Source organism: Streptomyces sp. NPDC000941, assembly GCF_053599555.1.
This window is the reverse complement of record NZ_JBSFMM010000132.1, coordinates 1-24318: the sequence shown is the minus strand read 5'-3', so window position 1 is coordinate 24318 and position 24318 is coordinate 1. Positions and strand designations below refer to the sequence as shown.

At 69.9% G+C, this 24318-nt stretch carries 16 protein-coding genes; 2 read left to right on the top strand and 14 right to left on the bottom strand.

Annotated features, from left to right (window positions below; all coding sequences use genetic code 11):
• Window positions 1–119: 119 nt before the first annotated feature.
• The 10 genes from ACWDSL_RS33725 to ACWDSL_RS33680 form a co-directional block, all read right to left on the bottom strand.
• Window positions 120–5165 carry a hypothetical protein gene (locus ACWDSL_RS33725; RefSeq protein ID WP_450491757.1) on the bottom strand — a complete coding sequence of 1682 codons (5046 nt, stop codon included), beginning with the start codon at window positions 5163–5165 and terminating at the stop codon, window positions 120–122.
• Between the two features lie 45 nt (window positions 5166–5210).
• Entirely contained in the window at window positions 5211–8261 is a 3051-nt protein-coding gene (locus tag ACWDSL_RS33720) for a caspase family protein (protein ID WP_450491756.1), read from the bottom strand.
• Window positions 8258–9136, bottom strand: a complete 879-nt coding sequence (locus ACWDSL_RS33715) for a hypothetical protein (protein ID WP_450491755.1) — start codon at window positions 9134–9136, stop codon at window positions 8258–8260. Before ACWDSL_RS33715 ends, ACWDSL_RS33720 begins: the two co-directional genes overlap by 4 nt.
• 436 nt (window positions 9137–9572) lie before the next feature.
• Window positions 9573–10928 carry a class I SAM-dependent RNA methyltransferase gene (locus ACWDSL_RS33710; RefSeq protein ID WP_450491754.1) on the bottom strand — a complete coding sequence of 452 codons (1356 nt, stop codon included), beginning with the start codon at window positions 10926–10928 and terminating at the stop codon, window positions 9573–9575.
• 74 nt (window positions 10929–11002) lie between these two features.
• On the bottom strand, window positions 11003–13129 hold the full coding sequence (locus tag ACWDSL_RS33705; protein ID WP_450491753.1) for an APC family permease: 2127 nt from the start codon (window positions 13127–13129) through the stop codon (window positions 11003–11005).
• Between the two features lie 76 nt (window positions 13130–13205).
• Window positions 13206–14687 (bottom strand): cytochrome P450, encoded by a 1482-nt coding sequence (locus tag ACWDSL_RS33700; RefSeq protein ID WP_450491752.1) that lies wholly within the window; start codon window positions 14685–14687, stop codon window positions 13206–13208.
• Window positions 14684–15295, bottom strand: coding sequence for a GTP-binding protein (locus tag ACWDSL_RS33695; RefSeq protein WP_450491751.1), 612 nt, complete (start codon window positions 15293–15295; stop codon window positions 14684–14686). Before ACWDSL_RS33695 ends, ACWDSL_RS33700 begins: the two co-directional genes overlap by 4 nt.
• Window positions 15273–15629, bottom strand: coding sequence for a DUF742 domain-containing protein (locus tag ACWDSL_RS33690; RefSeq protein ID WP_450491750.1), 357 nt, complete (start codon window positions 15627–15629; stop codon window positions 15273–15275). The genes ACWDSL_RS33695 and ACWDSL_RS33690 overlap by 23 nt, the downstream gene beginning before the upstream one ends.
• Window positions 15626–16057 (bottom strand): roadblock/LC7 domain-containing protein, encoded by a 432-nt coding sequence (locus ACWDSL_RS33685; RefSeq protein ID WP_014175850.1) that lies wholly within the window; start codon window positions 16055–16057, stop codon window positions 15626–15628. Before ACWDSL_RS33685 ends, ACWDSL_RS33690 begins: the two co-directional genes overlap by 4 nt.
• The gene (locus ACWDSL_RS33680) at window positions 16054–17616 is read right to left on the bottom strand and encodes an ATP-binding protein (protein WP_450491749.1); all 1563 of its coding nucleotides are present in this window, start codon (window positions 17614–17616) and stop codon (window positions 16054–16056) included. Before ACWDSL_RS33680 ends, ACWDSL_RS33685 begins: the two co-directional genes overlap by 4 nt.
• Before the next feature lie 608 nt (window positions 17617–18224).
• On the opposite strand from ACWDSL_RS33680, the gene ACWDSL_RS33675 reads away from it, so the two are divergent.
• Together ACWDSL_RS33675 and ACWDSL_RS33670 are read left to right on the top strand one after the other, a co-directional pair.
• Window positions 18225–18893 (top strand): potassium channel family protein, encoded by a 669-nt coding sequence (locus tag ACWDSL_RS33675; protein WP_014175852.1) that lies wholly within the window; start codon window positions 18225–18227, stop codon window positions 18891–18893.
• Window positions 18890–19564, top strand: a complete 675-nt coding sequence (locus ACWDSL_RS33670; RefSeq protein WP_385629204.1) for a potassium channel family protein — start codon at window positions 18890–18892, stop codon at window positions 19562–19564. Before ACWDSL_RS33675 ends, ACWDSL_RS33670 begins: the two co-directional genes overlap by 4 nt.
• 75 nt (window positions 19565–19639) lie before the next feature.
• Here the strand turns inward: ACWDSL_RS33670 and ACWDSL_RS33665 are convergent, their stop codons facing one another.
• From ACWDSL_RS33665 to ACWDSL_RS33650, 4 genes are read right to left on the bottom strand one after another with little or no spacing between them, the layout of a single operon-like run.
• Complete coding sequence (locus ACWDSL_RS33665) at window positions 19640–20380, bottom strand: DUF3159 domain-containing protein (RefSeq protein ID WP_450491748.1); 741 nt, start codon at window positions 20378–20380, stop codon at window positions 19640–19642.
• A 3-nt stretch (window positions 20381–20383) separates the two neighbouring features.
• Window positions 20384–20794, bottom strand: coding sequence for an OB-fold nucleic acid binding domain-containing protein (locus ACWDSL_RS33660; protein ID WP_078610406.1), 411 nt, complete (start codon window positions 20792–20794; stop codon window positions 20384–20386).
• A 50-nt stretch (window positions 20795–20844) separates the two neighbouring features.
• Entirely contained in the window at window positions 20845–21528 is a 684-nt protein-coding gene (locus ACWDSL_RS33655; protein ID WP_450491747.1) for a response regulator, read from the bottom strand.
• A gap of 44 nt (window positions 21529–21572) precedes the next feature.
• A complete protein-coding gene (locus ACWDSL_RS33650; protein ID WP_450491746.1) occupies window positions 21573–24146 on the bottom strand; it encodes a DUF4118 domain-containing protein in 2574 nt (857 codons plus the stop codon).
• Window positions 24147–24318 lie beyond the last annotated feature (172 nt).

Sequence of the window (24318 nt, the reverse complement as noted above, 5' to 3'; positions counted from 1 at the left end):
TCTGTCACAAGAGGTGGGAGCTGACGTAACCGCAGGACAGTATGGGTTTGTGGCTGCTCTGAACGCCCTTGCGGACGCCCAGAGCGTCAAACGAGCGCCACCCGCAAACCAGGAGGCACTCACAGATCGAGCTGTTCCTCCGTCACCGGGGCCGATGCCACAGGCACCGGACACAGACGTTGAACTGCCGACTTCAGCTCCTGATGGCACGGGAGCACGGTGATGCCCGGTACGTTTACCCGCTCCCTCATGCGCCTCGCCACCTCGGGACTCATGAGATGGTCGGCGATGGCAGGGATGCGCGCCGCTTCCCGGCACACAAGGGTCAGCAGTTCGTAGTCGGCCTCCGTCGCCATCATCCAGTCAATGGCCAGTGGTTCTCCGGACTGGATCACGCCCAACCGGGCCGAAGCAACAAGGGCCATGCCCGTCTCCTGGGGGTGCCAGTGGGCGACACCGATCCGGCCAAAGGTGTCCAGCGCCTCCTCGGCCGCCGCAGTGGACCAGTCGGTGCGCGGCAGCCACACCGCCGCCCAAGCCACCGCGGCCGGATACGCCACGAAGTTCGATTCCAAGACCGGTGCGCTGTGCGGCAACTGACGCTCCTGAGAGCATTCGGTCAGCGCCTGCGCCGCCCAGCCGATGGTCGTCCAGTGCTGCTCGATGTCCACCACCAGCGGCCGCTCGAGGGTCCTGTCAAGGAGCTGCCCCACGGCTGGGGCAAGGAAGTCCGCAGACCGCTTCGCATGGCGCAGCGACTTGAGCATACGCCCGGCCTGTTTGAGTCCCATGGCCTCGACCAGAATCGCGGGGTCGACCGAACCCAAATCATGGACGACGTCGTCGACGACGTCTTCACGCCCCGTCAACCACAGCACCGTCAGGAGATCGGGCAAATCGCGCAGGTCGTGACGCATGCGCAGGCTCAGTCTCCTGAGCAGCTTGTATGCGTTGACCTTCTCGCCCAACTGCTCGCCCCACTGGGGCTCCCAGATGTACGCGAGTGTCAACACCTCCGCGAGTGCCCGGGGACTCGCGATCAGATGCATGGTCGGTGACCAGACCCGGTTGACCAGCGTCCCCATCCAATTCTGCGACTCCTCGGCCGGCACCACACCGAGGCGCGCGAGCTGACGGCCGACCCTGCCCTGTGTGATCGGGTCCTGTTCGAACCTGAAGGTGTTGGTGAAGGTCCGCCAGCGGTCCTCCCTGTCGTCACGCAACGACTCGAGCTCCGCCCGACCCACGCCCGGCAGGCAGCGTTCGGCCGAGGCCAGCAGATCCGCCATCAGCGGCGGATGGACCACGCTGCGGGTCAGCGCGTTCCTGAGGTACGAGGCCTGGTCGCCCTCGGGGAGGCTGAGGGTGCGGACAGCCCCCGCGGCCTCGCCCGGGTCGAACTTGCGCATTTGGTTCACCGCGGTAGTGAACGCGCCGATCCTCGGCAAGGAGCGCAGGGCGCCCGCCCAATCCCACTGGGGATTTTCGGCCTTGAAGTGACGCAGCACCACGGCCGTCGCATCGGGATTTCCCGCGGAACGCAGCGTGCGCGCCATGATCTGGAGCTTCTGGGCCACCTCCCCAGCACGCCACTGCAGCGGGTTGCGCACGGCGTGGTCGAGGTTGAGGCCCTTGGCGAACTCCTCGCCGATTCGGGGGGCGATGGCGAGGCCCAACCGGTGTGTGTGCACCATGCTCTGTGGGTCGAGCGTCGGATTGCGCATGCGCTCGACCAGCATCCGCGTGTCGAGACGCTCCGCCAGCTGCAGCAGGAACTTCTGGCCGAAGTAGTCGTCGTCGATCAGCAGCATCGCAAGCTGCGGTCCCCACGGCCGGGCCGCACCCCGCTGGGCCTGGATGCTGGAGACCACCAACTGCAGTGCCTCCTCCTCCAAGTCGCCGCGGTAGTCGGCGCCCGCCTCCCACAACCCTCGCAGGAAGTGGTAGATGACCGCGGGGCGCCGTTCCTTCTTCATCAGCGACCGAGCGAACTCCGGCCCCAGTTCACAGGCCAGGCGGTAGCCGAAGCGGTCCTCCGTGTCGCAGTACAGGTCATCGGCACGGCTGACGCTGCTAAGCAGCATCCCGGCCCCGCGGCCGTCTTTGAGTTCGTCGATCGCCGCCGCCAGGTCCCGGGCTAACTGGACGTTGGCCTCCTGGCTGCCCTGGGCGGTCTCGTGATAGAGCAGCTTCTTGATCGTGCCACCGTGGACATTGCGCACCGTGGACAGGAGGATCGATGCCTCCGCCGGTGTCGACCTCTGGAGGATTGCCGCCAGGGCGGGACCTAGCCGCATACTGTTCAGCAGGTGGTTCAACAGCTTGTTGGTCCGTCCGCGGTCGTTGCGGGCCAGATCGTCGAGAGCACTGCTGATCTGGATCGCGTCCGCGCGTGCCAGCGCCGCCATGATCTGTTTCTCGTACTGCTTGATCAGATCGTCCCAGTCGGCGGAACCGTTGAAATGCAGGCGCAGGGACATCCAAGCCAGCACGGAGGCCAGGGGGGTGCGTGGGGTGGGGTACTGATCGAGGAGCACCTGTGCGGGCTTCTCCAGCGGACGCAGCCAGTCACGCCTGGTGTTCTCCGGGCTGTCCGGTCCGCGGGCCTCCTGGGACCAGCGGTGGATCAGGTCATCCAGCCGCCGGACGTTGATCAGGTCGCTGTGGCTTCGTACGTCGGCCCCTCGGATCAACGCGTCGGCACGTTCTTCCAGCCACTGGCAGACGGTCGTCAGAGGAGTCGTGGTCTCCGAAGCCAGTCGCAGAAGGGCTTGCGCGAGGTGGCGGCGGTCCGCGACCGTGGCTGGCCGAGCAAGCACGGCGTCCAGCCCCTCGTTCGGGGTACCCGCCCAGGTCAGCAGGTCGGCCACCTCGGTACCGGTCAGCTGTTCCTGGTGCTCCCAGACCATTTTGAGAGCGGTTGTCAGCTCGTACACCGCCAACTGAGGCAGGTGCGGAATCCGCGTGACAACGGCCGGCAGGGCAGCGGGGATCCACAGCGACGAGTCGCCGTGCCGCGCGCACAGACGCAGTACGCGCAAGGCCATCGGCGGGTGGACCTCGGACGACCAGGAGGCGAGGGCCTGCTGTACGGTCTCCCGCTCAAGCAGCGTAGTGAGGCGTTCGGGCTCATACGCGGCAAAGTTGGTGAGCAGGGCCCGCACCCTGTCGTGCTCTCTCCTCTCCAGCATGGCCAGCAGGTACTGCTCCAGCCAGGTGAGCAGGTCGTCCCGGCCTCTTGGGCTCGCGCAGTTCAGCACCGCTTCCGCGCGCACCGCACTGGGAATGCGGACCAGGCCTTTTCCCACCACGACGCCCAGTGCCGCGCAGGTCTCCTCCGTGAGCGGCTCCATCTGGGAAGCGGGCATGCTCTCGTCCAACATGGACACGGCAGCGAGCCGACACACGACTGCCCTTGCGGGCTCATCGAGGCAGGCGCAGGCGCGTTCGACCTGCTGACGCACCAGGCGATAAGCATCGCGTCGCCCGGATTCTCCGGCCGGGTCGGAGGTGACGCCCTCGCGCAGCAAGTCGACGAGGACGCCCAGGTCTCCCTGACAAGCCTCCACCGCCAGGGAGATGCTGGCTTCGCTATCGACGGACTTATACACCTCAGGATGACGTTCAATCAGGCGACGCGCCAGGTCGGGGATCTCGTCCGACGGTAGGGGCGCCATGTAAGCGGTCACCCCGTGGCTTTCCCAGTTGCTGGTGGCGCCGTCGACGTAACGGGTAAGTGCAACCACTCCGACGTTGAGGTCGCCCAGAGATTCGAGCGCCTCTCCGATATTGCCGTCGTTCAGGGCATGCAGATCCTCAAGGACGACCAGTGTGTGGCGTCCGCTCGTGGTCCGCGTGGCGATGAGCGCAGCTCGCACCACGGAAGGCAGGCTGTCGTCCGTGGGCAGGTGACGGTGCGCAGGCGACAGGACCAGGGTCTGCCACCCAGCGGCCTCCAGTTTGCAGACCAGTTGGCGAGCGCAGACCGTCTTACCGCTGTTACGCATGCCTGACTGGATGACACGCGAGGTCGGACACCGGAGAAAGCGGCGAGCGAGAAAGCCCGCCTGGCCCATCTCGACCAGGTGGGTGTCGCCATGGCCCAACCAGTCGTCGGCGCCCTCGCCCGGTTCGGCACCCGTGGTGGAGTGAAGGATGCTCCACTGGTGCGCGTCCAAGGTCTCCCCAGCCCACTTACGGCGGGTCTCCTCCCAGCGCTCACCCCACAGCAGACGGGCCGCGCCAGCCAGGGTGGGATCGGGATCCGACCGAGTCCCGGACCCGGTCCGCAGTCTCCAGCCTTCTTCGTCGCGCCACAGGCAGTCAAGACCGTCGTCGGCCGCGTCCGGCAGGACCCGGCCTCCGCTGGTGTATCGGCTCCATGAGCCGTCCTGCGCACATCCGGCGAGAGGCAGCACACCAAGTTGCCCAGGCGTGGGCAGCGCACCCTGGTGGGCCAGGTAGGTAAGGGCGATGGCGGCCGCGCACGTGTGTGCCGCGACCACCGACGGACTCAGCGCGCCCTGCACGTCGATGGACGCGCTGATCGCGGGCGGCTGAGGTCGGCCGATGTCGGCGGCGAGCCGGCACGCCGCATCGAGCGCGCGTTCTACCTCGCGAGCGGCAGCGGGGGGCAGCGCGGTCCAGGCCGCCTGTACCGTGCGGTCCGTTGCCTCGGGACGCGCTGCGCCACCCGCGTCGAAGCGGGCTGTCGCACGAGCGATCGCGAACCAGTCGTCGACGGGTTCCAGCATGAGGGGGACCTCGTTCGGGTCGGTCGCCTCGTGCTGTGCGCAGGTCGTCGCACCGGAGGGTTGCTCACCCCGGGTGACGAGTTCGTCGAGCTCGGCGAGCAGGTCGGCGTCCAATTCGGCCAGGAGCGGTGCAAGCGTGGTGGCTCCGGGGTCGGCGTACTCGGCGAGCAGCGCGCCGGCGCTGATGGGAGGCTGCCCGCCCAGGTAGTCGAAGGGCCGGACCGGCAATGGTCCCTTGCGCACGACCCGGTTTCCAAGATCGATCACGGTACGCAGCAGCCGCTCCACCCCGGCGGCGTCGATCGGTATCCCCCGCAGCACGCCGGCCAACGCGTGCATGGCCATACGGAGTTCGTACCCCAGCGAGTCGTCCTTGCGTCCGCAGTGTTTTGCGGGCTCCGCGATGCTCACGGTGTCCTCCTTGATCGGCGCGCCCCGGAGGGCTCGTCCTGGTCTTCAACGGGCGATACGAACCACGCCGACGCCGGTGCCGGCCACAAGATGACCGCGGGTGTCGACATCCACCGAGCAGACGTCAAGCCCGACTTCAAGGTGGAAGGGCGCATCAGAGCGGGAAGTGAGGGGGGTCAATTTGATGTCGCCCTGCTGTCCGGCGCTCACCAGCAACCGGCCGCGGGTGGTGGTGAGCACGCGCAGCTCGGCGACCTGGCTGGCGTGTGCGGTGATCTGTCGGCCGTTAGTGCCGTCCCAGGACGTCAGCCACACGGAGCCGTCGCCCGCCCCCGTGTAGATACCGTCGCCGTCGGCGGCAATGGCTGTGAGCGCCAGCCTCTGCGGGGGCTCGTAGACCCGCAGCAACTGTCCGTCGACGCGCCATACGCTGACGTCCTTGGCCGTGCGGGTCGCGACCATCGGTAGGCCCTCACTCAGGGCAGTCGCCGCGCCGCCGATCCGGAGCCGGCCCCTAGGCACCAGGGAACCTGTGACGCGGGCGGCCCGCCACTGCCATCCCTCGGTGCCCGCGATGAGCAGGCCGCCCGTCTCCGACTGGACGCAGGCGACCAGCCGACAGCCGAGCGTCAGGTCCGGGACGAGGAAGGGCTTTCCATTGGCGAGGTGCTGTACCCAGGCCCGGCCGTCGATCTGCCCGGCGAACAGGGCGGGGCCGGAGACATCGATGATGGAGGTGGCGGTCACGCTGGCCGTGCGCTTGCTCGGTGTGAGGGTCTGCCAGGAGGGATGGTCCACCGAGCCTGTCCAGCGGAGGATCGTCCCTTCTTCGTCGATGACGAGTTCGCCGCCGTCGGGCAGGCAGTGGACGGTCGTGGCCGGACGGCGGTACGTGAGGATGGGCTGCCATCCGACCGCGGACTCGCTGGCCCGCCGGGCGAGTTCGGGGAGTTCATGCACCTGGGCCAGCAGAGCCATGCGGGACAGGGTGTGTCCGTCCGCCCGGTCCGTCCTGGCCAGTTCACTGCACAGCGTCCGCACGCGCGCGATGTTGCTGAGCGGACTGTCGTGCAGCACGGTCAGGGCGCGGTGCAGCGCATCGGAGTCCGTCATCAGCAGGAACTCCGGGTCGTCGAGGTACTCGTTCAGCGCCCCGGCCAACTGCGCATGATGGGCGAAGTACTTGCGGGTGTAATGGTCGGCCGCCGCCCAGTCCCGCGCGCCCGACGGTCGCAAGGGCAGTCGGGCGATCATCGCCCGGACGAAGTAGGCATGAGCGGCGGCCTCGCCCGCAGCCTGGACCAGGGACTCCGCGTTGGGGAAGCGTTCGAGTCTCCAACCGTGTCCGTGCATGCCGCCCTCCGGAGCAGCGAGGAAATCGGTGGCCTTGTGCCGTACGTGTTCCAGGTCGGCCGTCGTGACGTTCCGCCCGCTGGCTTCCCGCACCACAGCCGCCCAGAGGAGTCCGTCAGCCGGCAGGCCCTCGCCTTGAGCGAGGGCCACCGGGAGGAGTAGATCCTGAGCCCATTGGGGATCATCCTCGTCCAGGGCCTGCAACCGGTCCAGGAACAGCTCCGCAGTGGTCCGTTCGGCCCGGACGCGTGCGGTGGCCGGGTCCTCATTGCTGAGTGACACGGCGAGGAGATACGCCCGGAGCCAGGAATAGCCCGCCGCCCCGGCCGTGGCGCGCGCGATGTCCGTCACCCACCGCGGATCCGCGTAGGCCCATGTGGTGCTCTTCCGATGCAGCAGCAAGTGCTCCACGAACGCAGCGATGTCCTCGACGTTGAAGAAGTCCGGACTGTCGAGATCGAGCTGGGGGCCGACGAAGCCCGGGGGCGCCTGGTTACCGACTAGGATGACTCGCGTGTGCTCGAGCGCGGCCAGCGGTGCCAGCAGGTTCGCGTAGAGGCTGTCGGGATCGGTGCAGGCGTCGATGGAGTCAAAGCACATACTCAGCGTTCCGCGCCGAGCCGCGAGCTTGTCGATGAGACCTTGCGTGTCGCCGAGTTCAGTTCCTGTCCCGTAATGGGATGCGAGTCGCTGGACGACGGCTGCCACAGGCATGCCACGGACGTCCAGGAGCAGGTCGAGACAGCCGGGTGGCACCAACTCAGGCGCTTGGGGGCCGGCTGGCAGAGGGGCGGCGTGTGCCCCTGTGTGGATCCAGTCGCACAGGACCGACTTGCCAGAACCAGCGCTTCCGGTTACCGCGAGAGCTCTGGCTGCGTCGGCGCCGTTCAGATAGGTGACAACCGCGTCGACCGCCTTCGCCCGGCCGCAGAACGCCCACCCGTTCGCGCCCTGAGCCTCCTGTGGTCTGCGGATTACCTGCGGAAGGTACCAGGGGTTGAAGAACGCCCGGCTCTGCGATCGGGGTGGGAGGTACTCCGGCTCCGGTGGCCTCCCTTCATCGCCCTGCAGGTGCTTCATCCGGCCGACGAGGGCGTTGAACAGCACGTCCATCGATAGGAATTCGTCCCTGTCGCTCCCCGGGGCCGTACGCACGGCAGCGGCGAAGGAATCGGCGAAGTGGAACTGGTGGGCCTTGCGAAGGCGGTCGATGGCGCCGAAGGCGGTGAACACGGGAAGCACGCTGCCCTTGACTCGCTCGATGGCCTGAGCCTGATCGAAACGCGCCACCGCCAGCCCTGAATGGCAGGTGTCCAGGAGGAGGACCACTTCGCGCGGGTGCAGTCGGTCATCCGCCGTGAGGATCGCGAACAGGTCGTCGACCCGTAGCTGGGTGTCGAGCCGACCCTTCTCGCTGTCGTGGGCAGCGAGGACGAGATCCCCGTCGCCGAGTTCGACCGCGTGCCCGGAGTAGTAGAAGATCAGCAGGTCCGGCGGCGTACCGTCGGCACCGCTGAGGGCACGCTCGAAGCTCTGCCGCAACTGGCCCACTTTGGGGTCCAGTTGGGAATCGGGATGGATCGTGCAACCAGCAGACTCCGCCAGCACGGCCTTCATCATCCGCAACTCGTCGGGCACCCGTAACAGCGGCGGAAAGCCTTCCCCAAAGGTGCTGGTGCCTGAGACGAGTGCGACTCTTGCGGCCTGGCCGATGGAGTCGCCGCCGGCGGCTGCCGCCGTCACCACTCCTCGAGCAGCAGAACGTCTCCTACGGCCTCAGCCAGCTCTCCCGTGGTGAGGTAGCGCATGACCGAGTGTCCGCCGAGCGTGTACCTCCCTGGGTGGTACCACGGCGTGTTGACGACGAGGCGGTCCTCGACGCGGCCGCCGAAGATCGGGTTGAGCTTCTTCACCAGGGCGATGGGGTCGTCGTCGGCCGCGATGTTGATCCAGCGCTTCACCCGGGGCCAGCGCCTGTTGCCGTCCGGCAGCGGCCCCGGCGTCAGCCGTTCCCTGATCAGTCCGAGGCCGAGCGGTGAGCCCAGTGTGACGAGAGTGTCGACGTTCCAGTCGGGGTGGTCGCCGCAGAGTGCCTCGTAGGCGACGACGGAGCCGAGCGAATGCGCGACGATCACCCTGGTTTCGGGCGTCACGACCCGTTCGAACCGTTGCTGGGCGCAGGCGCGGACGCTGTCGTCGGAGTCCAGGTAGCGGCGGACCTGTCGCACGAGCCAGATCACGGCGCGAGCAGGCGGGCGGCCGAGCCCCTCGGACTTCTCGAGTCTGCGCAGCGCGGCCTGTGTCATGCCCTTGCCGTCCGGTGTAGAAGCTTGGGTGCCCTCTGCAAACGCCTCGAGCAGGGCACTCTCCAGCGGGTCGCGCACATCCCCGATCCTCAGATGCGGGATGCCCGCGAACTCGTCCTCGCTCACGCTTCCCTTGGTGCTCAAGCTGCGGTAGCAGTTGCCATAGAACACCGCGGAGACGAGGTCGGGCGACGGGACCGGGAGGGCCGCGTCTGTCATGCTGGTGCGCAGCGCTTCATACCAGTCCGTGAGCGATGTCTCTCGATGCTTGTACTGGTACCCAATGCCGTGACACATCACGATGTGCGACATGCATCCCCCTATCGCCGGTTCCCGGATTATAGGGGAGTCGATCGGCCCTACTTGACAAGTTCGGCGCTTGTTCCGGCGGAAGGAGGGTCGGGGCCCGTCGCCACCAGCCCAGAGCGGCTGGCGGCCTTCGAGGCTGAAGACCGGTTCCTGGCTTGCCGGCATCACGGCCGGCAAGCCGATCGGTCGGTCAGGTCGTTCACTGTCAAGCTCCGTTCCGACAGATCTGACGCCCCGCCAGAATCAGCGTCGAACGAGCGTCAGGACGTTTCCCTGACCGCCCCCATCTCGTCGGAACAACGCGTCCCTCACCCATGCTCCGCTCTACGAAACCGCAGGTGAGACGCTTGACGCGAGCCTTCGAATGCTCCACGCGGCGGACTTGAGAGAAAGGGCCGAGCAGACCCGGCCGACCGTGAGGGATCAGAAAATCTGCAGGTCAGAGGCTCTTCGCAGCAGGCTCCAGGATCGCCACGCACTCCACGTGGTGCGTCACCGGGAACAGGTCGAACGCGCGCAGCCGCCGCGGCACATAGCCCGCCTCGCGGAAGTAGGCGAGGTCGCGGGCCAGGGCCGCCGGGTCGCAGGCCACGTAGGCGATGCGGCGCGGGCCGAGGGAGGCCAGGCGGGTGACGGTCTCCTTGCCCGCGCCGGCGCGGGGCGGGTCGAGGACGATCAGGTCGGCCTCGGTGATGCCGGTGCGGGGCAGGATCTGCTCGACCTTGCCGTGCTCGATCCGGACCCGGTCCAGGTCGGCGAGGTTGTGGCGGGCGTCCTCGGCCGCGCGCTTGCCGGACTCGATGCCCAGCACCGCGCCGCGTTCGCCGACCCGTTCGGCGAGGGCGCCCGCGAAGAGGCCGACGCCGCAGTACAGGTCGAGGGCCATCTCGCCCTTGCGGGGCATCAGGCCCTGCATGACGGTCTCGACGAGCAGATCCGCGGCCTTGGGGTGGACCTGCCAGAAGCCGCCCTCGCCGACCCGCCAGGTGCGGCCCGCGGCGCGCTCGCGGACGAACGGGCGGCCGTGTACACGGTGCACCGCGCGGGTGCCCTCGCGGGCCGCGCCACCTCCCTGGGGTTCGCCCAGCCGGAGCACGGAGACCGGCCGGTCCAGCTCCACCAGCGGGAGTCGGCCGCCGGGGCGCGGGGTGAGGACGACCTGGCGGTCGGAGGAGCCCGTGGCGGCGATCGCCTCCACGGTCGCGATCTGCGGCCATTCGCGCTTCTCGACGCCCAGCTCGGTGACGCCGGGGGCGGCGATCAGGCAGTGGTCGACGGGTTCGACCTCGTGCGAGCGGTGGCGGCGCAGGCCCGGCCGACCCTGCTCGTCCACCGCGTACTGCACGCGGGTGCGCCAGGCCGGGACCTCGCCGCGGGCGACCTTGTCGCCGGGGGCGGGCTCGACAGTGCCGTCCCAGCGGGCCTCCTCGGGGGTCAGCCCGGCGAGCCGGCTCAGCTGCTCGGTGATGACCTCCGCCTTCAGCCGGCGCTGGGCGCCCGGGGCCGCGTGCTGCCAGTCGCAGCCGCCGCACCGGCCGGGGCCGGAGAACGGGCAGGGGGCCTCGACCCGGTCCTTGGACGCCTCCAGCACCCGTACGGCGTCGGCGCGCAGGAAGCGCGAGTCCGTCTCGCCCTCGGTCACCCGGGCCACCACGCGCTCGCCGGGCAGCGCGTGCCGGACGAACAGCACCCGGCCCTCGGCGGTGCGGGCGACGCAGTGGCCGCCGTGTGCGACCGGCCCGACCTCGACCTCGTACTCCTCGCCGACCAGCGACGCCTTGGGTTCACGGTGCATGGCGGCTCGGCTCCAGAGGGTGCGGGTGGGGGTGGTGGGCTGCGCTGGACAGCAGTCCACCGCAGCCCACCAGTCTAGGCCCTCGGCTGTCCGCCGCCGACCGGCCGCTCCTCCGCCGCCGCCGGCCGGCTCTGCGTGCTGCCGGCCTTCGCCGTGTCGGCCTTCGCCTTGTCGCCCTTGGGCGGCCCCACCGGGCCTCGCCGCACCGCGCCCGGCGCATGCCACTCGGCCCGCTTGCGGGCGCGTTTGCGGGCCAGCTCCGAGGAGTCCAGCTGCCAGGGCACCGAGGTCACCATGACGCCCGGGGTGAACAGCAGCCGGCCCTTGAGCCGCAGCGCGCTCTGGTTGTGCAGCAGATGCTCGTACCAGCGGCCGACGACGTACTCGGGGATATAGATGGAGATCACGTCGCGCGGGCTCTCCCGGCGCAGGCTCTTGACGTATTCGATGGCCGGCCGGGTGATCTCGCGGTAGGGCGAGTCGAGGATCTTGAGGGGGACGTCTATGCCGCGCTCGGTCCACTCCTCCTGCAGCGCCTTGGTCTCGGCCGGGTCCACGCTGATGCTCAGCGCCTCCAGCTTGTGGGAGCGCATCAGCTTGGCGTAGGCCAGGGCGCGCAGCGTCGGCTTGTGGATCTTGGAGACGAGGACGATGGAGTGCACCCGGGAGGGGCGCACGGTCTCGGACTCGTCGTCCTCGTAGGCCGACAGCTCGCCGGAGACGCTGTCGTAGTGGCGGCGGATCGCGGTCATCAGGACGTAGAAGAAGACCATGCCGAGCAGCGCGACCCAGGCGCCGTGGGTGAACTTGGTCAGCAGCACCACGGCCAGCACCAGGCCGGTGAAGAAGGCGCCGAAGGTGTTGATCGCGCGCGAGCGGAGCATCCGGCGGCGCACCGCCGGGTCCCGCTCGGTGCGCAGAAGGCGGTTCCAGTGCCGCACCATGCCGGTCTGGCTGAGCGTGAAGGAGACGAAGACGCCGACGATGTAGAGCTGGATCAGCCGGGTCGAGTCCGCGCCGTAGATGTAGACCAGGATGGCGGCGGCGCCGGCGAGCAGCACGATGCCGTTGGAGAAGGCGAGCCGGTCGCCGCGGGTGTGCAGCTGGCGCGGGAGGTAGCGGTCCTGGGCGAGGATCGAGCCGAGCAGCGGGAAGCCGTTGTACGCGGTGTTGGCGGCCAGGAACAGGACCAGCGCGGTGGCCGTGGCCAGCACCACGAACAGCAGCGAGCCGTCGCCGAAGACGGCCGCCGCGACCTGGGTGATCACCGGGTCCTGGGTGTAGTGCTCGCCGAGCGCCACGCCCTTGTCCAGCAGGTCCTTGGCCGGGTCCTCGGCCATCTTCACATCGGTGGCCATCGCGAGGGCGATGATCCCGCAGAACATGGTGACGGCGAGGCCGCCCATCAGCGCCAGCGTGGTGGCGGCGTTCCGGCTCTTGGGCTTGCGGAAGGCGGGCACGCCGTTGCTGATCGCCTCGACGCCGGTGAGCGCGGCACAGCCGTCGGAGAAGGCCCGCAGCAGCAGGAAGACCAGCGCGAACCCGGCGAGCCCGGTGTGCTCGGCCTTGATCTCAAAGCCGGCGGTGGGCGCCTTCATGGAGTCGCCGAGGACCAGCCCGCGGTAGGCGCCCCAGGCGATCATGATGAAGACGCCGGCGACGAACACATAGGTGGGGATCGCGAACAGCTTGCCGGACTCGCGCACGCCCCGCAGGTTCATCAGGGTCAGCAGCAGGATGATGCCGATCGCGCACAGCGTCTTGTGCTCGACGACGAAGGGGACCGCGGATCCCAGGTTCTCCACGCCCGAGGAGATCGACACCGCCACGGTCAGGATGTAGTCCACGAGCAGCGCGCTCGCGACGGTCAGCCCCGCCCGGGGGCCGAGGTTGGTGTTGGCGACCTCGTAGTCGCCGCCGCCGCTGGGATAGGCGTGCACGTTCTGGCGGTACGAGGCGACCACCGTGAACATCAGCACGATGATCGCGGCCGTGATCCAGGGGCTGTAGTGATAGCCCGACGCACCCGCCACCGACAGAACGATCATCACCTGCCCTGGCGCATACGCGACGGAGGACAGCGGGTCGGAGGCGAAGACGGGGAGCGCGATGCGCTTGGGGAGGAGCGTTTCTCCCAGCTTGTCGCTGCGCAGCGCCCGCCCGATGAGGATCCGTTTAGGAACGTCGGTCAGTTTGGACACGGAGAGGATCGTAAGCGGTAGCCCGGGCCGCCGCCCACCCCGCCCGGGGCACGGCGGCGGGACCCGGTGAACCCGTTTACTGCCCGCGCCACCACGCCGCGAGCGAACCCCACCGGCGCCGCTGGGCCGCCCGCGCGGACTGGCCGGGCGGGTCGGACTCGGCCGGTGCGGTCTGCGGGGACCCGTGGGGCTCCGCCGGGGCGGGCGCTGAGACCGCCGTGGGGACGGCTGCGGCCGTGGGCCGGGCCGTGACGGGGAAGCGGACGGGCAGCGCCGCGAGCGCGCGGTGGAAGGGTCCGGTGCGCCAGGCCAGCTGGTCGGCCGGAACCGCCAGTTCCATGTCCGGGAGCCGGTCGAGAAGCTTCTCGATGGCCACCGAGGCGATCACCCGCGCCGGGCTCTCGGCCGGGCAGCGGTGGGCGCCGATGCTCCAGGCGAGGTGGGCGCGGTTGCCCAACCGGCCGTCGGAGGTCAGCTCGGGGTCGGTGTTGGCGGCGGCGTAGCTGGTGAGGATCGGCTCGCCCTTGCGGATCCGCACACCCGCGAGGTCCAGGTCCTGGCGGGCGAACCGGGTCCCGAAGTTGGCCAGCGGCGGGTCGGTCCACAGGACCTCGTCGATGGCGTCCTGGACGGGCAGGCTGCCCCCGGAGAGCTCACCGGCGAACCGGTCGTCGGAGAGCAGCAGCCGCAGCGCGTTGGCGATCAGGTTCAGCTGGGGCTCGGTTCCGGCCGCCAGGATCAGCATGAGCTGCTGCAGCAGTTCGTCGTCCGCCAGCCGGGAGGGGTGGACGAGCATCCAGGAGGTGATGTCGGCCGCGGGCCGCCGGCGCTTGGCGGCGATCAGGCCCGCCATGTAGTCCAGCAGCTCCTGGTTGGCCTCGGCCGCGTCCTCGCCGCTGTCGAAGAGCCTCGCCATGGTGCCGACGAGGCGCAGCCCGTGTTCGGCGGGGTAGCCGAAGAGCTCGTTGAAGACGAGCAGCGGGATGGCCGCCGCGTAGTCGGCGAGCAGGTCCGCCTCGCCCCGGTCGGCGAACGCGTTGATCAGCGTGTCGGCGCTGCGCTCGACGTATTCGCTCAGCGCGTACGGGTCCAGCCGGGTGAGGCTGTCCGTGATGGCCCCGCGCAGCCGGGCATGCGCCTCCCCGTCGTTGAACAGGGCGTTGGGCCGGTACATCATCATCGGGCCCACCGGGCTGTCCGGCGGGATGCGTCCCTCGTTCAGCGCGCGCCAGCCGCGGGGGTCCTTGGCGAACCGCTCGGTGTCGCGCAGCACCTCGAGCGCGAGGGAGTAGCTGGTGATCAGATACGCCTCGACGCCGGGGGACAGCTCGACCGGGGCGATGGGCCCGTACTGCCGCAGCCGCTCGTAGAAGAGGTGCGGATCGGCGGCGAACTCGGGTCCGTACAGGGGCAGGCCCTGGGCGGCGGGGCGGGCGGCTCCCCCGAGGCGGGCTTGGCCCGCATGCGCGGGGCAGCCCGGCGGCGGTACGACTCCGACTCCGGCCTCGGTGTCGGGGCGGTACCCGACTGCGGCCGTGGTGTCGGGGCGGTAGGTCACGCATGCTCCTGGGAGGGTTTGGACTGGCGGTTCTGCAGATACTGCACGAGGGCGATCAGGGCGTGGGTCGAGGAGATCCGGTCCCGGGCGTCGCAGGTGACCAGCGGGGTCTCCGGCAGCAGGTCGAGCGCTTCCCTGACCTCCGCCTCGGCGAACCGCGGCGCTCCCTCGAAGTGGTTGACGGCGACCGCGTACGGCAGGCCGTGCTCCTCCAGGATGGCCATCACCGGGAAGGACTGGTCGAGCCGCCGGGTGTCGGCGAGGACCAGGGCGCCCAGGGCGCCCCGCGTCATGTCCTGCCACAGCCGGGTGAAGCGCTGCTGTCCGGGGGCGCCGAACAGATACAGGACCAGCGTGTCGCTCAGGGTGAGGCGGCCGAAGTCCATGGCCACGGTGGTGGTCGTCTTGTCCTCGATCCCCTCGAGGTCGTCGACGAGCGCACCGGCCTGGGTCATCGTCTCCTCGGTGCGCAGCGGCTTGATCTCCGACAGCGAGCCGACGCAGGTGGTCTTGCCGACCGCGAAGTGCCCGACGACCAGCAGTTTCACCGCCGTTCTGACGGTCTGCGGCAGATAGACCGCCCCTTCAGAGGCGAGCGCGGAGTCCATCGAGCACCTCCTGCAGAAGCTGGATGTCGGGCAGCTCGGCCGTGGGGATGGGCGACCGCGTGGTGATGTGGCCGCTGTCCACGAGGTCGCCGAGCAGAACCTTGGTGACGCTGACCGGCAGCTGGAGATACCCGGAGACCTCGGCGACCGAGAGGGCGCCGCCGAGGCACAGTTCCATCAGCCGGCGCTTCTCAGGGCTGAGGCCGGCGAGCGGCCGGTCCGGATGCGCCATGACCAGCGTCACCAGGTCGAAGGTGTTGCGGGTCGGATAGGCACGGCCGTCGGTCACGACATACGGCCGTACCAGTCCTCGTTCGCGCCTGGCCGGGGTCATGCCGGGCTGCCGATGCCCTGTCGGGTGGTGCCCTGACGGGGCGGGCTGGTCAGCTCCTTGCCGAGCCGGTCGACCAGCTTCTGCATCCGGTAGCTGACCGCCTCCATGTCCACGTTCTCGGTGGCGGAGACCGCGAGATAGGCGCCGGGGCCGGCGGCGATCAGGAAGACATAGCCGCCGACGAACTCGATGAGCGTCTGCTGCCACGGGGTCTCGTCGTCCGGGTCGCAGAACTCGGCGGTGGAGCGGCTGATCGACTGAAGACCGGAGAGCGCCGCGGCCTGGCGCTCCGCCTCGTCCCGCGCGATGCCCTCGGAGTGCGCCCGCAGCATCCCGTCCGCCGAGAGCAGGATCGCGTGGCGCGCCTCCGGCATCTTCACGACCTCGTCGAGCATCCAGCCCAGCTCGTTGTTTATGTGGTCGTTCATGCCTGGCGATTCCCTTCTTCGGTTTGGGGGGCGGCGTCCTGGTCACCGGCACGGCCCGAACGGGTGCCGCGTGCGAAGGCACCCATGCGGTTGGCCGTCTCCTCGGCCGAACGGACGCGGTGCGAGCCGGTTTCGGGCTCCGGGACGGCCGTGGGCCAGTCGTCCGCCGGCCGCGATACGGAGGCTTCCCGGCGGCGGCGCTTGGGCAGTCCGCCGGCCGTCGAGCCGTACGTACGTGACGCTTCATCGATCGCCGACGGGTGGGTCGGCGCGGAGGGCGCCTGGTCCGCCGGGGCGGGCGCGGCCTGCTGGGGAGCGGGCTGCTGGGGCACGCCCTGCTGGGGCGCGGCCTGCTGGGGCGCGGCCTGCTGGGGCGCGGCCTGCTGGGGCGCGGCCTGCTGATGGGGGATCTGCCCCACGGCGGGCTCGGTCCGGCGGGCGGAGCGGGTCTTGCGGGTCGGGAGGGAGGGGATGGTGTGCAGACCCGACTCCAGACCCGAATCCAGGCCCGACTGCTGGGGCGCCTGCGGTACGGCCTGCCGGCTGCCCGGCTCCTCGGCGTCGACGTGAGTGAGCAGCGAGGTGGGCAGGAAGAGCACGGCGCGCACACCGCCGTACGGGGACCTGGTGTCCACGGAGACGCTGAAGCCGTACCGGGCGGCGAGCAGGCCGATGACGGCGAAGCCGAACTGCGGCGGGTCGCCGAGCCGGGCGACGTCCACGGCGCGCTCTCCGGACAGCAGCGTGGCGGCGCGCTGCACCTCCAGGCCGTCCATGCCGACGCCGGCGTCGTCGATCACGATGACCGCGCCGTTGTGCACCGGCTGCAGGCTGACCTCGACGTTGGTGTTGGGCTGCGAGTGGCGCGCGGCGTTGTCCAGCAGCTCCGCGATGGCGAGCACGACCGGCTCCACCGCGCGGCTCATCACGGCGACGTCGACCAGGGCGTGCACCTGGACCCGGCGGTAGTCACGGATCCGGGACTTGGCGCCCCGTACCACGTCGGTCAGCGGGGAGGAGACCCGCTGGCGGCCGGGCCAGGAGCCGCAGAGCACGGCGATGGCCTGGGCGCGGCGGCCGAACTGGGAGTTGGCGTGGTCGATCTCCAAGAGGTCCCGGAGCACATCGGGGTTGTCGTGCCGGTCCTGCATCTGGGAGATCGACAACTGCTGCTCGTTGGCCAGACCCTGGATGGCGCGCATCGACGCCTTGAGCGCCGCCTTCGCCGAGGCGTCGGCCCTCGCCTGCGCCTTGTCCACCGCGCGGGTGAACAGTTCCACGATTCCGTGAAGACTCTGCGCGAAGGTGGTGCCGGCCAGCCTTTCGTCCCTCAGCCCGGGCAGCTGCGAGGGCTGGTTGAGGGCGTCCGCGATGACCGGAAGGCGCATCTCGACGAGGTGTTGGAGCTCTTCGTCGCGCGACTTCAGGCTTTCCTCAAGCGTGGCGTTACGCCTGCGCACGCCGGCGGCGATCGTTCGCTGGCGCATCAGCAGGACGAAGACGATGAGCAGGGCAACACCCAGGCACCAGCTCACCGCCTCCCATATGTGATCTGTCATCAGAAACCTCGTGCCAGGAGAACGCGGGCGCGGACGATTCAGTGCCCTGATGTCCCGTCCGGAAACGGAATACGGCGATCATCTTAGTCACGCCGGTGTCTTGGCGTCCGATGCCCGTAACAACATTCGAACTGTCAGGGCACTATTGCCAATTCCGGTGAAGATCCCATGAAGATCGGGAAGGCCGCGGGGAGATGGCGCCCCCTCAGCCCGGGACAAAAACGACCACGCCGCCATCTTGCCGCGATGCGGCCCCGCCGCGCGCTCCGGCGACCGGCGACACGCCGACGGAAAGAGCCGCCGAAGCGCGCCGGAACCGCTTCCGCGCCACCGGAACGTTCGCAAGCGGCGTTCGCCGTTCCGGGGCACCGTCGCCCCGCTGTACACCGTACGACGCCGGCTCTCCACCCGGACCTGAGCAGGGGACTCGGGCCCGTCACACAAGTGCGGATACGGTGGTGACAGACGCCGTGGCGGACAGCCTTCCGCTGCCCCGCGGCCTCGACAACGGGGTCCCTACCCCGCTGTCGCCCCGTAGGCCTGGAAGGAAGATGTGAGCAGGGTGTTTGTGCGGTTCAGCACGGTAATGAGGAGTGCGGGGTAGTCGCATGCATATCGTGATCATGGGCTGCGGCCGGGTGGGTGCGGCACTCGCCCAGACCCTGGAGCGACAGGGACATACCGTCGCCGTCGTCGACCAGGACCCGACCGCCTTCCGCCGCCTCGGCGCCGGCTTCGGCGGACGCCGGGTGACCGGTGTCGGCTTCGACCAGGACACCCTGCGCGAGGCGGGCATCGAGGAGGCCGGCGCCTTCGCCGCGGTCAGCAGTGGCGACAACTCCAACATCATCGCGGCCCGGGTGGCGCGCGAGATGTTCGGCATCGAGAACGTCGCGGCCCGTATCTACGACCCCCGCCGCGCCGAGGTCTACCAGCGGCTCGGCATCCCCACCGTGGCCACCGTGCGCTGGACCGCGGACCAGATGCTGCGGCGGCTGCTGCCGTCCGGCGCGGAGCCGCTGTGGCGCGACCCCAGCGGCGGGGTGCAGCTCGCCGAGGTGCACACCTCCCCCGCCTGGGTGGGCCACAAGGTCAGCAAGCTGCAGGAGGAGACCGGCGTGCGCGTCGCGTTCCTCACCCGGCTCGGCGAGGCGATGCTGCCGACCTCGGAGACGGTGTTGCAGGAGGGCGACCTGGTGCACGTGATGATGCGCACCGACGAGGTGGAGAAGGTCGAGGCGGCGTTTGACGAGGGACCCGAGGAGGCCGGCCGATGAGGGTTGCCATCGCTGGAGCGGGCGCCGTGGGGCGTTCCATCGCGAGCGAGCTGCTGGAGAACGGGCACGAGGTGCTGCTCATCGACAAGGCGCCGACGGCGATCTCGGTGGAGCGGGTGCCGCAGGCCGAGTGGCTGCTCGCCGACGCCTGCGAGATCACCTCGCTGGACGAGGCCGCGCTGCAGCGCTGCAACGTGGCGATCGCGGCGACCGGTGACGACAAGGTCAACCTGGTTGTCTCGCTGCTCGCGAAAACCGAGTACGGGGTGCCGAGGGTGGTCGCCCGGGTCAACAACCCCAAGAACGAATGGCTGTTCAACGAGGCGTGGGGCGTCGATGTCGCGGTCTCCACGCCACGGCTGATGTCGGCGCTGGTCGAGGAGGCGGTGAGCGTCGGCGACCTGGTGCGGCTGCTGCGCTTCAGCCACGGCGACGCCAACCTGGTGGAGCTGACGCTGCCGCCGGAGGCGGCGCTGGCCGGCACCCGGGTCGGGGACGTGGAGTGGCCGGAGGACACCTCGCTGGTCACCATCATCCGCGGCACCCGCGTCCTGACGCCGAGCAAGGACGACGTCCTGGAGGCGGGCGACGAGCTGCTGTTCGTCGCGGCCCAGGCCCGCGAGGAGCAGCTGGAGGAACTGCTGTCCGTCCAGCGCGCGGACGCCTCCTAGCGCCCGTACGCGACACAAAGCGCCGGGCGGGCCACATCGGCCCGCCCGGCGCTTTGCCGCTCTCTCAGACGTCTCTCAGGAGTCTCTCAGGGTCTCCCTCGCCCGTTCCCGCTCGCGCTCCGCCTGCTCCTCCGCCTCCATCTCCGCGATGACGTCGATCGGCGGCGGGGCCTTGGCCAGGAATATCCACGTCAGATAGACGGCCAGCAGGAACGGCGGGATGCCGAGCGCGACCTTGACCCAGCCGAGCTGGGTGGCGTCGCCCCACCAGTACAGCGGGAAGAGGATCGCCGACTTGGCGAGCAGGATCAGCCCCCAGGCCCAGGTGGACTTGGTGTACGCACGGAACCGGCCGGGGTTGCGGGTGCGCCAGGAGAGGTTCTCCTTGAGCATCGGCCCGAGCAGCACACCGATCAGCGGATAGCGGAAGATCGCCGAGAGCACGTAGGCGACGGCCAGGCCCAGGGTGTAGAGCATGCCCGGCAGATAGAAGTTCTTCGCGTCGCCGGACATCATCGCGAAGATCGCGCCGAAGGCGACCCCGAAGACCCCGCTGAAGGCGTGCTTCAGGGTCTCCTTGCGGATCAGCCGCGCCAGCGCGAGGAGCACCGTGAGCCCCAGCGATGCCAGGGCCGCGAGGTGGATATCGCGCTTGATCGTGTAGAGCAGGACGAAGACCAGTCCGGGGACGGTGGTGTCCACCATGCCCCGTACCCCGCCGAACGCCTCCAGGAGCGCGGTGTCCGCCGCCGCTCTGCTCCGCGCGGCGGCCGCGGAATCCTCTTCGGTCGCCGTCGGCTCGTCGTCTCTCGTCACCGGCTATTCCTGTCCGAGCGGTCGGAGTTCGTACTTGGGGTTGAACAGCACCCGGCGTCCGTGGCTCATCGAGATCCGGCCGGTGGCGATCAGCTTGCGGCCCGGCTCGATCCCGAGGATGGAGCGCCGGCCCAGCCACACCACGTCCAAGGCGGCGGTGCCGTCGAAGAGCTCCGCTTCCAGGGCCGGAACCCCGGCCCGGGGCCGCAGCGTGACGGTGCGCAGTGTACCGGTCACCTTGACTATCTGCCGGTCGCCGCAATCGCCGATCTTGGTGCAGCCGGCGGCCTCGGCGTCCTGCTGCAGCTCCGCGGAGTGAAGCTCCTCCTGGGAACTCGACAGCCGGTCCAGCATCCTCCGGAATCGGCCGGCCGGCTTATCGGATTTGCCAGGGGGCTCGTCTACGGCACTCATACGGCCAGCGTACCGGGGAGCCCTCACGGGGTTGCCGCCCGAACCGGCGCTCAGCGCTCGAAGCGGTAGCCCATGCCCGGCTCGGTGACGAAGTGGCGCGGATGCGAGGGATCGGCCTCCAGCTTGCGGCGCAGCTGGGCCATATAGACCCGCAGATAGTTGGTCTCGGTGCCGTACGAGGGCCCCCAGACCTCCTGCAGCAGCTGCTTCTGGCTGACCAGCCGGCCCGTGTTGCGGACCAGGACCTCCAGCAGATGCCATTCGGTCGGCGTCAACCGGACGTCCACGCCGCCGCGGTTGACCTTCTTGGCGGCCAGGTCGACCGTAAACCCCTCGGTCTCCACGACCGCGCCGCCGTCGGCCGACCCGACGGGCTCGGCGCGGCGGACGGCGGCGCGCAGCCGGGCCAGCAGCTCGTCCATGCCGAAGGGCTTGGTGACGTAGTCGTCGGCCCCGGCGTCCAGGGCCTCGACCTTCTCGTCCGAGGTCTGGCGGGCCGAGAGGACGAGGATCGGGACCCGGGTCCAGCCTCGCAGCCCCTTGATCACCTCGACGCCGTCCATATCGGGCAGGCCCAGGTCGAGTACGACCACATCGGGGTGGCGGGTGGCGGCGAGCCGCAGGGCGGTGGCGCCGTCGGAAGCGGCGTCGACCTCGTATTTGCGCGCCTTCAGGTTGATCACGAGCGCGCGCACGATCTGCGGCTCGTCGTCCACCACGAGCACCCGGTTCATCTGACGGCCTGCCTTTCCGCTTGTGTCTGGTCCATGGTCGCTGATCACGAGGTGACCTGGGCGGGCAGCGGGGAGCTGACCGGCTCGCGGCCGGTGGCGGCCCGCAGGGTGAGCACCATGGTCATCCCACCGCCCGGGGTGTCCTCGGCGGCCAGCCGGCCGCCCATCGCCTCCACGAAGCCGCGGGCGACCGCGAGCCCGAGGCCGACCCCCGCGCCGCGCGGCGCGTCTCCGTACCGCTGGAACGGCTCGAAGATGCGGTCCTTGGCGCTGTCGGGGACGCCGGGGCCGCGGTCGGCGACCCGCAGCTCGACGCGGTCGCCCAGGGCGCTGGCGGACACCAGGACGGGCAGGCCGTCCGGGCTGTACTTCACGGCGTTCTCCACGATGTTGGCGACGCTGCGCTCCAGCAGGCCGGGGTCGACCGCGACCATCGGCAGCTCCTCGGGGATCTCGAGGCTGACGCAGGCCTCCGGGACGCCGACCAGGGCCATCGGGACCACCTCGTCGAGGTCGATCTCGCGGATCAGCGGCGTGACGGTGCCGGTCTGCAGCCGGGACATGTCGAGGAGGTTGCCGACCAGGTGGTCGAGGCGGTCGGCGCCCGTCTCGATGCCCTCCAGGAGCTCGGCCTCGTCCTCGGGCGACCAGGCGACGTCGTCGGAGCGCAGCGAGGACACGGCCGCCTTGATGGCCGCGAGGGGGGTGCGCAGATCGTGGCTGACGGCGGCCAGCAGCGCGGTGCGGATGCGGTTGCCCTCGTCCAGGTCCCGGGCCCGCTCGGCCTCCAGGGCCAGCCGCTGCCGGTCCAGGACCACGGCGGCCTGGGCGGCGAAGGCGGCGAGCACCCGGCGGTCCTCGGCGGGCAGCACCCGGCCGGAGAGCGCGAGCGCCATATGGTCGCCGACCGGCATGTCGACGTCCGCGTCCTCGGGCCGCTCGGGCAGCGGCGCTCCCCCGTTGCCGCCGACGCTGCCCGCGCAGGTCCAGGGGGCGACATCGCCCTCCCGCTCCAGCAGCGCCACCGAGTCCATGCCGAAGGTCTCGCGGACCCGCTCCAAAAGCGCCTCCAGGCTGGTCTCGCCGCGCAGCACGCTGCCGGCGAGGAAGGACAGCACCTCGGATTCGGCGCGCAGCCGGGCGGCCTGGTGGGTGCGGCGCGCGGCGAGGTCCACGACGGAGGCCACACAGACGGCCACGGCCACGAAGACCGCGATGGCGACGATGTTCTGGGGGTCGGCGATGGTGAGGGTGTGGGTGGGCGGGGTGAAGTAGTAGTTCAGCAGCAGCGAGCCGACGGCGGCCGAGGCGAGGGCCGGCAGCAGCCCGCCGAGCAGCGCCGCGACCACGGTGAGGAACAGGAACAGCAGCACCTCGTTGGCGAAGCCCGGTCCGCCGTCGGTGGCCAGCGCGCCGCCCGAGTGGGTCAGCAGCAGGGTGAGCAGCACCGGTCCGGCGACCCCGGTCAGCCAGCCCGCGATCAGCCGGGTGCGGCCGAGCCTGGCGCCGCGCGCGACCGGCAGACCGCGGCCCTTGGCGACCTCGTCGTGGGTGACGATGTGGACGTCGAGGTCGGGCCCGGAGTCACGGGCGACCGTGGCGCCCACACCGGGCCCGAAGATGTACTGCCAGGTCTTGCGGCGGCTGGAGCCGAGCACGATCTGGGTGGCGTTGACCCCACGCGCGAAATCCAGCAGCGCGCGGGGGATGTCCTCCCCGATGACGTGGTGGAAGGTGCCGCCCAGGTCCTCGACGAGGGTGCGCTGGAGAGCGAGCTCCTTGGGCGAAGCCGAGGTCAGGCCGTCGCTGCGGGCGACATAGACGGCCAGGACCTCGCTGCCCGAGCCCTTGGCCGCCATCCGGGCGGCGCGGCGGATCAGGGTGCGCCCCTCGGGGCCGCCGGTGATGCCCACGACGATGCGCTCGCGGGCCTGCCAAGTGGAGCGGATGCTGTGCTCGGAGCGGTACTGCTGGAGGTATTCGTCGACCCGGTCCGCCGTCCAGAGCAGGGCCAGCTCGCGCAGCGCGGTGAGGTTGCCGGGCCGGAAGTACTTGGACAGCGCGGCGTCGACCTTGTCCGGTTTGTAGATGTTGCCGTGCGCCATCCGGCGGCGCAGCGCCTGGGGCGACATGTCGACCAGCTCGATCTGGTCGGCGCGGCGGACGACCTCGTCGGGCACGGTCTCCCGCTGCCGTACCCCGGTGATCGACTCCACCACGTCGCCCAGCGACTCCAGGTGCTGGATGTTGAGGTTGGAAACAACATCGATACCCGCCCGCAGCAGCTCCTCGACGTCCTGCCAGCGCTTGGCGTTCCGGCAGCCGGGGACGTTGGTGTGGGCGAGCTCGTCGACGAGGACGACAGCGGGGCGGCGGGCCAGGACCGCGTCCACGTCCATCTCGGTGAACTGGGCCCCGCGGTACTCCATCTCCCGGCGGGGCACCTCCTCGAGGCCGCGCAGCATCACCTGGGTGCGCGGCCTGCCGTGGTGCTCGACGAAGCCGACGACGAGGTCGGTGCCCCGCTCGACCCGCCGGTGGCCCTCGGACAGCATGGCGTACGTCTTGCCGACGCCCGGCGCCGCGCCGAGGTAGATACGAAGCTTCCCGCGTCCCATGGTCTCATTTTCCCCGTTGGGCGTTTTCTTGAGGAAACCTGCCGTCCGGCCGCTTTCGATCGCCGTTGACGGCTCTCTGACGGCTGTGACCACGCTCTTGACGCTTCTTTTACGCCCCCTGGCCTGCGGAGCAAAAAGCCGGTGAGCCGCACTCCTTCCCTCGGAGTGCGGC

What these genes read in the sequence shown, in the direction of transcription:
- ACWDSL_RS33695 (WP_450491751.1), bottom strand. Translation starts at nt 15,295, where the DNA reads ATGGACTCCGCGCTCGCCTCTGAAGGGGCGGTCTATCTGCCGCAGACC.
- ACWDSL_RS33715 (WP_450491755.1), bottom strand. Translation starts at nt 9,136, where the DNA reads ATGTCGCACATCGTGATGTGTCACGGCATTGGGTACCAGTACAAGCAT.
- ACWDSL_RS33685 (WP_014175850.1), bottom strand. Translation starts at nt 16,057, where the DNA reads ATGAACGACCACATAAACAACGAGCTGGGCTGGATGCTCGACGAGGTC.
- ACWDSL_RS33655 (WP_450491747.1), bottom strand. Translation starts at nt 21,528, where the DNA reads ATGAACCGGGTGCTCGTGGTGGACGACGAGCCGCAGATCGTGCGCGCG.
- ACWDSL_RS33650 (WP_450491746.1), bottom strand. Translation starts at nt 24,146, where the DNA reads ATGGGACGCGGGAAGCTTCGTATCTACCTCGGCGCGGCGCCGGGCGTC.
- ACWDSL_RS33710 (WP_450491754.1), bottom strand. Translation starts at nt 10,928, where the DNA reads ATGCACCGTGAACCCAAGGCGTCGCTGGTCGGCGAGGAGTACGAGGTC.
- ACWDSL_RS33675 (WP_014175852.1), top strand. Translation starts at nt 18,225, where the DNA reads ATGCATATCGTGATCATGGGCTGCGGCCGGGTGGGTGCGGCACTCGCC.
- ACWDSL_RS33670 (WP_385629204.1), top strand. Translation starts at nt 18,890, where the DNA reads ATGAGGGTTGCCATCGCTGGAGCGGGCGCCGTGGGGCGTTCCATCGCG.
- ACWDSL_RS33660 (WP_078610406.1), bottom strand. Translation starts at nt 20,794, where the DNA reads ATGAGTGCCGTAGACGAGCCCCCTGGCAAATCCGATAAGCCGGCCGGC.
- ACWDSL_RS33680 (WP_450491749.1), bottom strand. Translation starts at nt 17,616, where the DNA reads ATGACAGATCACATATGGGAGGCGGTGAGCTGGTGCCTGGGTGTTGCC.
- ACWDSL_RS33690 (WP_450491750.1), bottom strand. Translation starts at nt 15,629, where the DNA reads ATGACCCCGGCCAGGCGCGAACGAGGACTGGTACGGCCGTATGTCGTG.